We start from the raw sequence: 13,455 nt of genomic DNA on the forward strand, positions 1-13,455 counted from the left end.
CCCTTGGGGGCAGCCTGGGGCAGGGTGGGCGGCAGACGCCCGGCCTGCGGGCCCGCGAGCCGTGAAAGGACCGACGCCATGATCCGACGCCTGATCCCCGCACCCCTTGCCGGTGCCGCGGCCCTGCTGGCCGCCGCCTGCGGCGGCCCTGCGCCCGGCACGACGACAACCGCCGCCGCGCCCGCCGCGCTGGTCGATCCGGCGGCGCTCTACTGCCAGGGAACGGGCGGGACGGTGATCCCCCGCATCTCGCAGGGGCGGCGCGCCGACCTGTGCCGGATGCGCGACGGCCGGACCGTCAGCGCCGCCGCCCTGCTGAACAGCCACAACGACCTGTAGGACGCGCCCCCTCACTTGGGGCGCGTGGCCTCGGTCAGCCCTTCCATGTCGGTGCGGTCCGACAGCAGCAGCGCCCAGGGGCGCAGGATCGGCACATGCGCGCCCAGCACGACAAGCGCCACCGTGACGGGGGCCGCCAGCAGTGCGCCGGGAATGCCCCAGATCCAGGACCAGAACAGCAGCCCCACCAGCACCACAAGCGGCGAGACCGAGATCCGGTTGCCCGACACCTTGGGATCGATGAAGTTGCCCATGACCTGCTCGATCACCAGCAGGCCCGCCCCCACCGCCACCGCCGTGCCCAGATCCTGCGTGGCAACGATATAGATGACCGGCAGCAGCCCCGCGATGATGGACCCGACGGTGGGGATGAAGTTCAGAAGAAAGGTCAGCAGCGCCCAGACGAAGATCAGCCCCGCACCGAAGAACCACAGCCACAGTCCGTAAAGAGCGGCGGTGGCGAGTCCGAGGACTCCGCGGATCAGCAGGTAGGCGCGCACCTTCTGGGCGATCACCTCGGCGGATTCGGTCAGCCGCCATTCCGTGCGCCAGTGGGTGATCGTGGAAATCTTCCGGCCCCAGTCCCGGCTTTCGATCAGGATCAGCAGCGTCAGGAAGAAGATCACCACCAGCGCCGACACGATCCCCACGGCAGACCCAAGCAGAGTCTTGGCCACCCGTGTCAGGACGCTGACCAGGGTGTCGCCAAAGCGCGAGGCAAGGCCGCCGGCGGATTCGCCACCCGACTCTTGCCCGGCCTGCGGCACCTGGCCCAAGGCGCTCGGCTCTGCCACGCCCGAGGGCAGGCCTAACGGCAGGCTGGACCCGGCGTCACCTTGGGGTGGCTGCGCCTCGGTCCCGCCCTGCGCCTCGGCCCCTTCCTGCGGCATGGCCTGCTCGATGACCTGCGTGATCTGCCCGGTGCCGCCGGGGACCTGGGCGATCATCTGCTGGGCGGCCAGCCAGAGCGCGCCGAAGAACAGCCCGACCACCAGCAACAGCAACGTCATGGCCGCCACCACGCCCAGCCAGCCGAACTTCCGGGACACCCTGCGCTGCACCCAGTCCCGCACCGGCATGACGGCCAGCGCGATCATGACCGAGGCGACCAGCGGCACGAAGACGCTGGACATCGCGTGCAGGGCCCAGCCGGACAGCACCAGCGCGATGATGACCAGAAGGATCGTGCGGATGGCCGGCCGCTCTCCCGATCCCTCCGAGGGCACGCCCTGCTCCTCGTTCCGTCGGGTGAGGCTGCTTCCATCGACCATGATCCGTCCCTCGGCTTGTGCTGGGGGTCAAACCGCCGCTTTCCGGGAAGGTTCCCGTGACGGGGCGGCGCCGGGCAGGAAAGGAAAGAATTAACAACAATTTGGAAGAAGCCCGCAGGCGGCGGCAAAAAAAGAAGGGCGCCGCAGCGGGCGCCCTTCTTCCTTGCTGGAACATCCCGGGATCGTCGCATCCGACGATAGGGCAGGGCCCCGGTCCGGCGATGCCGCGGTCGCGTTCAGTTCCGGGCGCGGTCCACCATCTTGCCCTTGGAGATCCAGGGCATCATCTCGCGCAGCTTGGCGCCGACCTGCTCGATCTGGTGCTCGTCGTTGATGCGGCGGGTCGCCTTGAACATCGGCTGGCCGACGGCGTTCTCCAGCATGAAGTCGCGGACGAACTTGCCGGTCTGGATGTCGCTCAGGACTTCCTTCATCCGCTTCTTCGTCTCGTCATAGGGCAGGATGCGCGGGCCCGAGACATATTCGCCGTATTCGGCGGTGTTCGAGATCGAGTAGTTCATGTTCGCGATGCCGCCTTCGTAGATCAGGTCCACGATCAGCTTCACCTCGTGCAGGCACTCGAAATAGGCCATCTCGGGCTCGTAGCCCGCTTCGACCAGCGTTTCGAAGCCCATACGGATCAGCTCGACGAGGCCGCCGCACAGGACCGCCTGCTCGCCGAACAGGTCGGTTTCGCATTCCTCGCGGAAGTCGGTCTCGATGATGCCGGAACGGCCGCCGCCGATGGCCGAGCAGTAGGACAGCGCGACGTCCAATGCCTTGCCCGAGGCGTCGTTGTGGACCGCCACCAGGCAGGGCACGCCGCCGCCCTTGACGTATTCGCCGCGCACGGTGTGGCCGGGGCCCTTGGGCGCCATCATGATGACGTCCACGCCCTTCTTCGGCTCGATCAGGCCGAAATGCACGTTCAGGCCGTGGGCGAAGGCGATCGCCGCGCCTTCGCGCAGGTTGTCATGGACGTATTTCCTGTAGGTCTCGGCCTGCAGTTCGTCGGGCATGGTGAACATGATCAGGTCGGCCCAGGCGGCGGCCTCGGCGATGCCCATGACCTTCAGGCCCTCGCCCTCGGCCTTGGCCGCCGACGGCGAGCCCTCGCGCAGTGCCACGACCAGGTTCTTCGCGCCCGAGTCGCGCAGGTTCAGCGCATGTGCATGGCCCTGGCTGCCATAGCCCAGGATCGCGATCTTCTTGTCCTTGATCAGATTGACGTCGCAATCGCGATCATAATACACGCGCATCTTTTTCTGCCCTCGTGGTTCCCGATGTTTCGCGCAAGGGCCTACACCGCGCATCTTTGGGTGTCCAGAACGCGGGCGCGCGCAATCTCAGGAAAGGCGCAGGCTTTCCGCTGGGCGGGACCGGGGGGTCAGCGCATCCCCAGCCCGGCGCGCATCATCGTCCGCCGCACGGGGGCCAGCGCGTAAAGTCCCCCCAGCGCCGCCGCGCGCAGGTCGCGCAGGGGGCGGGGCGTCAGCATGCTGGCGCGGTTCAGCGCGTCGATGCCCATCAGGCGGACCATCGCTTCGGGGCGGCGGGCGCGGGCGTAACGCTCCAGCGCCGCCTGGTTGTCGGGATCGGGCGCCATCAGGTCCAGAAGGGACGACAGGTCCGCAAGGCTCATGTTCAGCCCCTGCGCGCCGATGGGCGGGACGACATGGGCGGCCTCGGCGATGAGCGCCGTGCGGGGGCCGGTGTAGCGGTCGGCGATCTGGCTGATGATCGGCCATTCGGTCAGGCCCGTGGCCTGCGTCAGGTGGCCGAGGATGCCGGCGGAACGGGCGTTCAGCTCGACTTCGAAAGCCGCGCGCGACAGGGCGCGCAGGCGCGCGATCTCGGCCCCGCGTTCCATCCAGACGACGGCCGAGGACGGCTTGCCGCCGCGGTCGGGCAGGGGAACCAGCGTGAAGGGGCCGCCCCAGCGGTGGATCTCGGTCGAGACGTTCTCGTGCGGGATCTCGTGCGTCACGGCAAAGGCCAGCGCCTTCTGGCCATAGCGGAAGGTGCGGACGCCGATCCCCAGCGCCTCGCGCACGGGCGAGTTGCGTCCGTCCGCCGCCACGACCAGCCGCGCGCGGACCCGGCTTTTGTCCGACAGGTCCACCAGCGCCGCGTCGTCGCGCACTGTCAGCCCGGCGGTGCCGGTGCCGGGGCGGAACTCGACCCTTGGCAATTCGGCCAAGCGGGCCGAGATCTCGCGCCGCAGCAGCCAGTTGGGCAGGTTCCAGCCGAAGGGCCTGTCCGAGATTTCCGAGGCGTCGAAGGCGCGCGTCAGCCGCGCGACCGGCTCGACCCCGCCCGCGTCCACGATGCGCATGACCTGCAGGGGGGCGGCATGCGGCGCCAGCCGGTCCCACAAGCCGATGCGGGCCAGCAGATCGACCGAAGGCTGCAGAAAGGCCGTGGTCCGCAGGTCGGCGCCCGGTCCGGCTTCCTCCGTCACCGGCGGGGCCGGGTCCACGCAAAGGACGCTCAGGCCCGCGGCGCCGAAGGCGGCGGCGGCGGTCAGCCCGGCGACACCGCCGCCGGAAACCAGGACATCCACGCGCGGGTCCGGCATCAGGGGCCTAGAACCCGGCCGCGTAGGCGATCAGCAGGCCCATGACGACGACCGTCGCCAGCAGCGCGATCATGGTCAGCGCGGGCAGGCCGAACAGCGCCACCACGACGATCACCAGCACCACCACCATCGCGAGGATCAGCAGGATGCGGGCGGCGAGGACGCGTTCCTTCCGGGTCTGCAGTTCGGCGTCGCCGCTGAGTGCAGAGACGAGGTGGTCGGCAGAGGTTTCAGTGCGGCTCATGATCGGCCTCGGCTGTTGACAGGGTTGCCTGCGAACTTCGCACGTCCGCAACTGCGCCGGCAAGCGCCGTGACAAAGGTCAAGATGTCGCGGGTATGCCACAGCACATGGCCTGCGTGGCTGTGGTCCTCGGGCAGCTCGTCGGGTCCATGGCGGCCCGCACCCACCAGAATCGTGCGCATTCCCAAGGAAAACGGCACTTCCAGGTTGCGCGGGTCGTCCTCGAACATGGCGCAGCGGGCGGGGTTCAGGCCATGCGCCCCAAGAACTGCGGCAAAGGAGCGCGGGTCCGGCTTGGGGTGGTATCCGACCTCTCCGATGCCGTGGACGGCGTCGAAGACGTCCAGTTCCCGCCGCGCCAGCACCCGGCCCGCATAGGCCGCGTCGGCGTTGGTGTGGATGATCTTCAGCCCCGGCAGCGCCCGGATCGCCTGCGCCAGCGCGGGTTCCGGCGTCAGCGCGGCGAAGTCGATGTCGTGGACCTCGGCCAGATAGCTTTCGGGGTCGATCCCGTGGTGGGCCATCAGCCCGGCCAGCGTGGTGCCATGCTCGCGCCAGTAATGGGCCCGCAGGCGGTCGGCCTCGGCCGCGTCCACGCCCAGCAGGCGCTGGACATAGGCCGTCATCCGCGCCTCGATCTGCGAGAACAGCCGCACTTCGGGGGAATAAAGCGTGTTGTCCAGATCGAAGATCCAGGCGTCCACGCCCGCGAAGTCCTGACGGAAGGCGGCGGCGTCGATGTCGCGCATGGGGCGGGGGAAGGAAGCGGGCTTGTCCATGAGGGGTTCGCTAGCCTGCCCCGCCCGGCCTTGCAATCGGAACGCGGTCCCGCCAACTGTGCCCCGATGAAGGATGCATACAGCCTGATCCTGTCGGCGATCGACGACGGCACCTACCGCCCCGGCGACCGGCTGGTCGAGTCGGAACTGGCCGAGCGTTTCGGCGTCAGCCGCACGCCCGTGCGTGAGGCGCTGCAGCGGCTGGAAACCCAGTCCATGCTGACCCGCGACGGGCGCAGCCTGATCGTGGCCACCCTGGACCACAACCAGCTGGCCGAGCTTTATACCGTCCGCACCGAGCTCGAGGCGCTGGCCGCCCGCCTTGCCGCCCGTCATGCCACGCGCGAGGAGGTGCGGGTCCTGGGCCAGATGGTCGAGGACGACCTGCGCGTCGTGGACGACCCGCAGGCGCTGAGCCGGGCGAACCGGCGCTTTCACCACCAGATCCACCTTGCCTCGCACAACCGTTACCTGGTCCAGCAGCTCGACATCGTGCACCGGACCATGGCGCTGATGGCGCGGACCTCCCTCGCGGCCGAGGGCCGCGGCCTGCGCTCGCTGTCCGAGCACCGCGAGATCGTGGAAGCCATCGCCTCGGGCGACGCGGACGCGGCGGAAAAGGCGCTGCGACACCATATCTCGACCGCCTTCGAGACGCGGCTGATGGAATCCGCCCGCGCCTGGGCCAGCACCATCGAGCAGGGCCGCAAGTGAGCCTGCGCGTGATCGCGACCGACGCCGACCTGGCCGAAGGCGCGGCGTATCTCGCCTCGGTCTGTCCCGTTTGGGCGCAGGTGCTGCCGCAGCTTGGCCCCCTGCCGCTGCGCCGCCGCGCCGACGGCTTCGGCGCGCTGATGTCGGCCATCGTCTCGCAGCAGATCTCCACCGCGGCGGCGGCCTCCATCTCGGCGCGGCTTGCGGCGGCGGGGCTGGACCGGCCCGAGGCGATCATGGCGGCGGATGACGCGGCGCTCAGGGCCTGCGGGCTGTCGGGGCAGAAGGTGCGCTACCTGCGGGCGCTGGCCGGGGCAGGGATCGACTTCGACGCCCTGCGCGGGATGGCCGACGAGGAGGTCAGCGCCACCCTGACGGCGCTGCCCGGCATCGGGCGCTGGACGGCCGAGATGTACCTGATCTTCGCGCTGGGCCGGGCGGATACCTTCGCCCCCGACGACCTTGCCCTGCAGGAATCCGCGCGGCTGATGTATAGGCTGCCCGAGCGGCCCAAGGCCCGGGCGCTGGCCGAGCTTGCAAGGCCCTGGGCGCCCTGGCGCTCGGTTGCGGCCCGGGGGCTCTGGGCCTATTACCACGTTGCCAAGGGACGCGAGGGGGTGACATGACGCGCGAGTTGCAATCGGGCCGCCGGGGCCCGGACAAGGCCGGCTCGGTCATCGTCTTCCTGCACGGCTACGGCGCGGATGGCGCGGACCTGCTGGGGCTGGCCGAGCCGCTGGGGCACTATCTGCCCGACACCGCCTTCTACGCCCCCAACGCGCCCGAGCCCTGCCGCAACAATCCCTTCGGCTTCCAGTGGTTTCCGATCCCGTGGCTTGACGGCTCGACCGAGGCGCAGGCCCGCGCCTCGATGGAAAAGTCGGTCGAGGACGTGAACGCCTTTCTCGACGGCGTGCTGGCGCGCGAGGGCCTGGACGCCGACCGCATGGTGGTCGTGGGCTTTTCCCAGGGCACCATGATGGCGCTGCACATCCTGCCGCGGCGGGACCGGGCGGTCGCGGGGATCGTCGGCTTCTCGGGCCGGCTGCTCGCGCCCGAACTGCTGGCCGAGGTCAAGGTGCGCCCGCCGGTGCTGCTGGTCCACGGCGACCAGGACCAGATGGTGCCCTTTGCCGACATGGGACTGGCGGAACGGGCGCTGTCCGGCGCGGGCTTCACTGTCGGCACGCACGCCATGCGCGGCACCGGCCACGGCATCTCGCCCGACGGTCTGGGCGCGGCCCTGGCCTTCGTGCGCGACGTGCTGGGCTGAGGTCCCCGTCATCCGGCTGCCGCGTCACCGTCACGCAACGGTTACGCCCCGCCCTGATACCCGCCCATATCCAGAGCCTTGTCAGGACGCCGCCACTCAATATAGTCGGCCCCAAGTCCTGAGGCGTCATGGCGGGGGACAGACCGGATGCTCGACGACCCGAATGTCGATGGCGATTTCCGCAACCAGTTCGTGCGCGACCCTGCCGCGTTGCGCCGGAACCCCGCATTGGTGCTGAACGCCGACTATCGCCCGCTCAGCTACTATCCGCTGTCCTTGTGGCCATGGCAGGAAACCATCAAGGCGGTGTTCCTGGACCGCGTCTCGATCCTCGCCGAATATGACGAGGTGGTGCGAAGCCAAAGGGAATCGATACGCATCCCGTCGGTCGTGGTGCTGAAAGACTATGTGAAACCCAGGAAGCGCGTGGCATTCACGCGCTTCAATCTTTTTCTGCGGGACGAATTCTGCTGCCAGTACTGCGGATCGAAGGGCGACCTGACCTTCGACCATGTCGTGCCCCGGTCACGCGGCGGCACCACCGCCTGGGAAAACGTCGTGGCTGCCTGTTCGCCCTGCAACCTCAGGAAGGCGAACAAGAGCCTGCGCGCCTCGGGCCTCAGGCTCAAGCGCGCGCCGCGCCGGCCCACGACCGAGGAGATGCATGCCATCGGCCGCCGCTTCCCGCCGAACCACCTGCATGTCAGCTGGATGGACTATCTTTACTGGGACGCCGAACTGGAAAGCTGAACACTCATGCGTCGGGCGTGTGGCGCGGCCCGTTGCCGGCGCGCGCCGACAGATGCACCACCACCGCCGCGATCCCGGCGGCCAGGGCCAGCGCCTCCAGCGGCACCCCCATCGTCAGCGCGAGGACCAGCGTCGCGCCCGCAGCCAGGATCACGACCGCGACCAGCAGAAGGAAGTGGGGCAGGGGCATCGCGTCCTCCTTTATGGCCCGACTATGTGACCTGACGCACCGAATGAAAAGGCGCGACGGCCCGCAAACGTTCCATGGGCGCGGACTTGCCAACGTTCGTGTTATGTTCCAGTCTTTGCCCATGCTGCCCCCCCGCGACCCCGACCGGATCCTCAAGGCCCGTGGCGCCGCCCACCGCCCTGCGGGACGGTTCGAGCCCTATCAGGCGGTGCGCGAGCCTGACGGCTGGGACAGCCCCGCCGATGAGACGCTGCTGCGGACCGAGGTCACGGCCGAGACCCCGCGCCGGATCATCACCCGCAACGGCTCGCCCGACGTGCCCTTCGACCGCTCGGTGAATCCCTACCGGGGCTGCGAGCATGGCTGCATCTACTGCTTCGCCCGGCCGACCCATGCCTTTCTGGGCCTGTCGCCGGGGCTGGACTTCGAGACGCGGATCACCGCCAAGCCCGACGCGCCCCGGCTGCTGGAAGCCGAGATCGGCCGCCCCGGCTATGCCGTGGCCCCCATCGCCTTCGGCACGAACACCGACCCCTACCAGCCGGTGGAATCCCGGCTGGGCATCATGCGCGGCTGCCTGCAGGTCCTGCGCGACTGGAACCACCCGCTCAGCATCGTGACGCGCGGGCGGACGATCCTGCGCGACCTCGACCTGATCGGCGCGATGGCGGCGCGCGGGCAGGTCTTCGTCGGCGTCTCGCTGACCACGCTGGACGCGGGGCTGGCCCGCCAGATGGAGCCGCGCGCGCCCACCCCGGCGATCCGGCTCGGGATGATCCGGGCGCTGGCGGATGCGGGCGTGCGCGTCCGCGTGATGCTGTCGCCCATGATCCCGGCGCTGACGGACCACGAGATCGAATCGCTGCTTGCCGCCGCGCGGGACGCGGGCGCCGCAACCGCCAGCATGATCCCGATCCGCCTGCCGCACGAGGTCGCGCCGTTGTTCCGCGACTGGCTGGCGCGCCACCATCCCGGGCGGGCGGCCCATGTGATGTCCCGGATCCAGGCGATGCGGGGCGGGCGCGACAACGATCCCCGCTTCGGCCACCGGATGCGCGGCGAGGGGCCCGAGGCCGAGCTGATGCACCAGCGTTTCCGCCTTGCGCGCAGGCGGCTGGGCTACGACCGCGAAAGCCCGCCGCTGGACGCAAGCCGCTTCGCCCCGCCCCCGCGCGCGGGCGACCAGCTTGCGCTGTTCTGAAGCTCGGGGCAGGCTGCGTCCATGACGACGATCTGGCATCACCCGAACTGCACCACGTCGCGCCGCGTCCTGCAGATGCTGCAGGATGGCGGGGAAACGCCCGAGGTCATCGACTATCGCAATGATCCGCCCGACCGGGAAACGCTTCGGCAGTGGATCGCGGATGCGGGCCTGACGGTGCGGCAGGCGCTGCGCCGCCGGAACACGCCTTTCGACGACCTCGGGCTGGGCGATCCGGACCTGACCGACGACCAGCTTCTCGATTCGGTGCTGGCGCATCCGATCCTGCTGGAACGCCCCTTCGTGCGGACATCTCTCGGCACCCGCCTCTGCCGCCCGCCCGAGCGCGTCATCGAGATCATGGCGAACCCGCCGGCCCGCCCTGCGCAGGACGGCGACCCGCCCGCCTGACGCCGTCATCTTCCTTCCGATCCCGAAACTCCGGGCGTCCGCGCGCCCGGGCAAGAGGCGGATCAGGGAAAAGCCGGAAGGGCGGTCTTCCCGGCGGATGGACCGATGGGCCGGTTACCCGCAGGCACGGGCGGGGGCGGAGCGGGCGGGGCAGGGCCCCGGGGACCTGCTTGCGGCTCAGCGCGGCCCGCGGATCATCCCCATGATCTCGCGCGCCTCGGCCACGATGGGCGAGGCGATGGCGTCCGCCTTCTCGGCGCCCGCAAGAAGGATGCGGTCGATCTCGGCGGGATCGCCCATCAGTTCGTTCATCCGCCGCGTGATCGGTTCCAGCACCGACACGGCCAGGTCGGCCAGCGCCGGCTTGAAGGTGCCGAAGCCCTGGCCCTCGAAGCGCGCCAGCAGCGCGTCCGGCGTCTCGCCCGACAGCGCCGCGTAGATGTTCACGAGGTTGCGCGCCTCGGGCCGGTCCTTCAGCCCCTCCATGGACCCCGGCAGCGGGTCGGCGTCGGTGCGGGCCTTGCGGATCTTCTGGGCGATGGCGTCGGCGTCGTCGGTCAGGTTGATGCGGCTCGCGTCCGAGGGGTCGGACTTGGACATCTTCTTCGTCCCGTCGCGCAGGGACATGACGCGGGTCGCCGCGCCCTCGATCACCGGTTCGGGCGAGGGGAAGAAGTCCGTGCCATAATCGTGGTTGAACTTGGCCGCGATGTCGCGGGTCAGCTCGACATGCTGCTTCTGGTCCTCGCCCACCGGCACATGCGTCGCCCGATAGGCGAGGATGTCCGCCGCCATCAGCGCGGGATAGGCGTAAAGGCCAAGGCTCACGGCCTCGGCGTTCTTGCCGGCCTTGTCCTTGAACTGGGTCATGCGGTTCATCCAGCCCACGCGGGCCACGCAGGACAGCATCCAGCCAAGCTCGGCATGGGCGGGCACGTGGCTTTGCACGAACAGCACGGATTGTGCCGGGTCGATGCCCGCCGCCAGGAAGGCCGCCGCCGCCTCGCGCGTCTGGTGGCGCAGCCGCTCGGGCTCCTGCCAGACGGTGATGGCGTGCAGGTCCACGAGGCAGTAGATCGTCTCGATCTGCCCCTGCTTTTCCACGAAGCGCCGCAGCGCGCCGAGATAGTTGCCCAGCGTCAGCCCCCCCGACGGCTGGATGCCTGAAAAGATGCGGGGGGTGTGGACGCGAGCCATTTTCTGCTGCCTGCTGGAAAAACCGTCGCGGCCGGATTACCGCTTGAACCATACGGGCGCAACCGCGCCGGAAGGGATCCCGATGCGCGCCGGAATGAACGAAAGTCCTGTCAACAGCCTTCCCGCCGTGCTGTGGCTTCTGGCCATGCCCACAATCGCGGCCGAGGCTTATTTCGGCCTGGGCCGCCTGGGCTTCCTTGCCGGCGGCGTGAATGCGGGCCAGGCCGCGCGCGGGATCACCATCGAGCGCACCGCCTTCGCGCCCGAGTTCCTGGTGCGCGCCTTCGACCGCTCGTCGGTTGCAGGAGCCGAGCTTTACCGGCTGCTCACCTACCCCTTCGTCCATTACTCGCTGACCCACGCGATCTTCGTGCTCGTGTTCCTGCTGGCGCTCGGGAACATGGTGGCCCGGGTCTTCCGTCCCTGGGCGGTGGTCGCGCTGTTCCTTGCCTCGGCGATCGGGGGTGCCGCAGTCTATTCGCTGGTCGCGGGGCTCCTGCCGCAGGTCCGCTTCGATCCGCTGGTCGGCGGCTATGCGCCGGTCTACGGCCTGCTCGGCGCCTTCACCTTCCTGCTCTGGACCCGTCTGGGCGAGGAGAACGCCAACCAGTTGCGCGCCTTTAGCCTGATCGGGATGCTGCTGCTGTTCCAGCTTTTCTTCGGCATCGCCTTCGGCGGCGCGGGCAAGAACTGGATCGCCGAGGTGTCCGGCTTCGTGATCGGCTTCCTGCTGTCCTTTGTCCTGATCCCCGGCGGCATGGGCCGGGTCCGCCGGCGCATCCGCCAGCGATAAGCCCGGGCGGCCGTTCCGGCTGCGCGGCTGCGGGCGGGGGTTTCACACCCCCGCACCCCCGTGGGATATTTGCACGAAGAAGAATGACAGGGCGCCGCTCGCGCATGTTCTTCTTCGCGAAAATATTCCGGGATCGTCGTATACGACGATGGGGCTGGCCCCCGGTCCGGCGCCGATCCTCAGCGTTGTCGGCGGACATTGGCGCGCAGCTCGGCCGGGCTGATCGCGCCAGTCAGGAAGCTCAGCGCGAAATAGGCGGCCGCGCCGCCGAAGACGAGGATCGCGAGGCCCGGGATGTCGCCCTCGCCGTCCTGCGCCAGCCAGCCGCGCAGCGCCCACAGCATCGCCGCCATCAGCGCCGAGGACAGCACGATCCGCGGCAGCCGGCTGCGCAGCCGTTCGTCCAGCCGTGCGGCCCGGCCCATGCCGCGCGTTCCCCACCAGAGCTGTCCGACCATCACCCAGGCCGCGACAGTGGTGCCCAGCGCGGCCGCGAGGAAGCCCGCAACCGGCATCAGCCCCACGGCCACGGCCGCGTTCACGACCATCGAGATCACCGCATAGCGGAACGGCGTCCTCGTGTCCTCGCGCGCGAAATACAGCGGCTGCAGGATCTTCTGCAGGACGAAGGCGGGCAGGCCCAGAGCATAAACGATCAGGGCACGAGCGGTCATCTGCGTGTCGTTGGGGCCGAAGGCGCCGCGCTCGAACAGGGTCGCGACCATGGGCACGGCGATCACGGCGATGGCGAAGGCGGCGGGCAGGGTCAGGAACATCCCGAACTCGGTCGCCCGCGACAGGGCCGACTGGCCGCCCGCCTCGTCGCCCGCGCGCAGGCGGCGCGACAGTTCCGGCAGCAGGACGACCGCGACCGCGGCACCCACGACGCCCAGGGGGAGTTGGTACAGCCGGTCGGAGTAGCTGAGCCAGCCGATCGCGCCCTCGAAGAAGGATCCCACCTGCCGGCCGACCAGCAGGTTCACCTGCACCACGCCGCCCGCGAACATCGCGGGCACGGCGATGGACAGAAGCCGCTTCATGTCCGGCGTCAGCCTGGGGCGGGCGGGGACGAAGCGCCAGCCGGTGCGCGCCGCGTCCCACCAGACCAGCGCCAGTTGCGCGATCCCCGTGATCGGCGTCGCCCAGGCGAGCGTCAGGCCCAGGTCCCAGCCGAACCATTGGCCCAGCAGCATCCCGGCGATGAAGAGCAGGTTCAGCAGCACCGGCGCCGCCGCCGCGACCCCGAAGCGCCCGTTCGCGTTCAGCACGCCCGAGATCATCGAGGCGAGCGAAATCAGCAAGATGTAGGGAAAGGTGATGCGGCTGTATTCGACCGCCAGGTCGAAGCGCGTGTCGCCCGCGAAGCCCGCCGCCATCAGCCACACCAGCCCCGGCATCAGGATCATCGCCACGGCCGAGAAGACCGCGACCACGAAGCCAAGGCCCGCGAAGGCGTCGGCGGCGAAGGCGCGCGGCTCCTCGCCCGATTCCAGCTTCTTGGAAAACATCGGCACGAAGGCCGTGTTGAAGGCGCCTTCCGCGAAGAAGCGGCGGAACATGTTGGGCAGGGACAGGGCCACCAGGAAGGCCTCGGCCTGCGGGCCGGTGCCCAGCCAGCGCGCCATCAGGATGTCGCGCACGAAGCCCGTCAAACGGGACAAGAAGGTCCAGAGGCCCACGGAGATGAACCCCCGCACCAGTCCGCCGCGCATGAAT

Annotated in this window: 16 protein-coding genes; 8 read left to right on the forward strand and 8 right to left on the reverse strand. The window is 69.5% G+C overall.

The annotated features are described in order from the left end of the window. The first annotated feature begins 78 nt into the window (after positions 1–78). Positions 79–339: a DUF333 domain-containing protein gene (locus CK240_RS10085; RefSeq protein WP_095640213.1), complete on the forward strand. Its 261-nt coding sequence runs from the start codon at positions 79–81 to the stop codon at positions 337–339. An 11-nt stretch (positions 340–350) separates the two neighbouring features. On the opposite strand, the gene CK240_RS10090 is transcribed toward CK240_RS10085, so the two are convergent. From CK240_RS10090 to CK240_RS10110, 5 genes are all read right to left on the reverse strand, one after another. Beyond that, a complete protein-coding gene (locus tag CK240_RS10090; protein ID WP_095640214.1) occupies positions 351–1,610 on the reverse strand; it encodes an AI-2E family transporter in 1,260 nt (419 codons plus the stop codon). Between the two features lie 236 nt (positions 1,611–1,846). Then, on the reverse strand, positions 1,847–2,869 hold the full coding sequence (ilvC, locus tag CK240_RS10095; RefSeq protein ID WP_095640215.1) for a ketol-acid reductoisomerase: 1,023 nt from the start codon (positions 2,867–2,869) through the stop codon (positions 1,847–1,849). A gap of 128 nt (positions 2,870–2,997) precedes the next feature. Then, positions 2,998–4,188, reverse strand: coding sequence for a UbiH/UbiF family hydroxylase (locus tag CK240_RS10100; protein WP_095640216.1), 1,191 nt, complete (start codon positions 4,186–4,188; stop codon positions 2,998–3,000). Positions 4,189–4,195: 7 nt separating this feature from the next. Continuing rightward, on the reverse strand, positions 4,196–4,432 hold the full coding sequence (locus CK240_RS10105; protein ID WP_095640217.1) for a hypothetical protein: 237 nt from the start codon (positions 4,430–4,432) through the stop codon (positions 4,196–4,198). Further along, on the reverse strand, positions 4,419–5,210 hold the full coding sequence (locus CK240_RS10110) for a pyrimidine 5'-nucleotidase (RefSeq protein WP_420818621.1): 792 nt from the start codon (positions 5,208–5,210) through the stop codon (positions 4,419–4,421). The genes CK240_RS10105 and CK240_RS10110 overlap by 14 nt, the downstream gene beginning before the upstream one ends. A 66-nt stretch (positions 5,211–5,276) precedes the next feature. Here CK240_RS10110 and CK240_RS10115 point away from each other — a divergent pair, with 66 nt between their 5' ends. From CK240_RS10115 to CK240_RS10130, 4 genes are all read left to right on the forward strand, one after another. After that, complete coding sequence (locus CK240_RS10115; RefSeq protein WP_095640218.1) at positions 5,277–5,924, forward strand: GntR family transcriptional regulator; 648 nt, start codon at positions 5,277–5,279, stop codon at positions 5,922–5,924. Further along, positions 5,921–6,550, forward strand: coding sequence for a DNA-3-methyladenine glycosylase family protein (locus CK240_RS10120; RefSeq protein ID WP_095640219.1), 630 nt, complete (start codon positions 5,921–5,923; stop codon positions 6,548–6,550). The genes CK240_RS10115 and CK240_RS10120 overlap by 4 nt, the downstream gene beginning before the upstream one ends. After that, a complete protein-coding gene (locus CK240_RS10125) occupies positions 6,547–7,197 on the forward strand; it encodes an alpha/beta hydrolase (protein ID WP_095640220.1) in 651 nt (216 codons plus the stop codon). The genes CK240_RS10120 and CK240_RS10125 overlap by 4 nt, the downstream gene beginning before the upstream one ends. A 147-nt stretch (positions 7,198–7,344) precedes the next feature. Continuing rightward, a complete protein-coding gene (locus CK240_RS10130; RefSeq protein ID WP_095640221.1) occupies positions 7,345–7,947 on the forward strand; it encodes an HNH endonuclease in 603 nt (200 codons plus the stop codon). Between the two features lie 4 nt (positions 7,948–7,951). Here the strand turns inward: CK240_RS10130 and CK240_RS10135 are convergent, their stop codons facing one another. Continuing rightward, the gene (locus tag CK240_RS10135; protein WP_095640222.1) at positions 7,952–8,137 is read right to left on the reverse strand and encodes a hypothetical protein; all 186 of its coding nucleotides are present in this window, start codon (positions 8,135–8,137) and stop codon (positions 7,952–7,954) included. A 121-nt stretch (positions 8,138–8,258) separates the two neighbouring features. Here CK240_RS10135 and CK240_RS10140 point away from each other — a divergent pair, with 121 nt between their 5' ends. Beyond that, positions 8,259–9,338 (forward strand): PA0069 family radical SAM protein, encoded by a 1,080-nt coding sequence (locus CK240_RS10140; protein ID WP_240517370.1) that lies wholly within the window; start codon positions 8,259–8,261, stop codon positions 9,336–9,338. A 21-nt stretch (positions 9,339–9,359) separates the two neighbouring features. Then, complete coding sequence (arsC, locus tag CK240_RS10145; RefSeq protein WP_095640224.1) at positions 9,360–9,749, forward strand: arsenate reductase (glutaredoxin); 390 nt, start codon at positions 9,360–9,362, stop codon at positions 9,747–9,749. A gap of 177 nt (positions 9,750–9,926) precedes the next feature. Here the strand turns inward: arsC and trpS are convergent, their stop codons facing one another. Beyond that, the gene (gene trpS, locus CK240_RS10150; protein ID WP_095640225.1) at positions 9,927–10,946 is read right to left on the reverse strand and encodes a tryptophan--tRNA ligase; all 1,020 of its coding nucleotides are present in this window, start codon (positions 10,944–10,946) and stop codon (positions 9,927–9,929) included. Between the two features lie 94 nt (positions 10,947–11,040). Here trpS and CK240_RS10155 point away from each other — a divergent pair, with 94 nt between their 5' ends. Continuing rightward, positions 11,041–11,739, forward strand: a complete 699-nt coding sequence (locus CK240_RS10155; RefSeq protein WP_240517371.1) for a rhomboid family intramembrane serine protease — start codon at positions 11,041–11,043, stop codon at positions 11,737–11,739. Between the two features lie 179 nt (positions 11,740–11,918). Here the strand turns inward: CK240_RS10155 and murJ are convergent, their stop codons facing one another. Further along, positions 11,919–13,451 (reverse strand): murein biosynthesis integral membrane protein MurJ, encoded by a 1,533-nt coding sequence (gene murJ, locus CK240_RS10160; RefSeq protein WP_095640226.1) that lies wholly within the window; start codon positions 13,449–13,451, stop codon positions 11,919–11,921. Positions 13,452–13,455: the final 4 nt, after the last annotated feature.

This window comes from Paracoccus salipaludis (assembly GCF_002287065.1).
In the GTDB taxonomy this organism is placed as follows: Bacteria; Pseudomonadota; Alphaproteobacteria; order Rhodobacterales; family Rhodobacteraceae; genus Paracoccus; species Paracoccus salipaludis.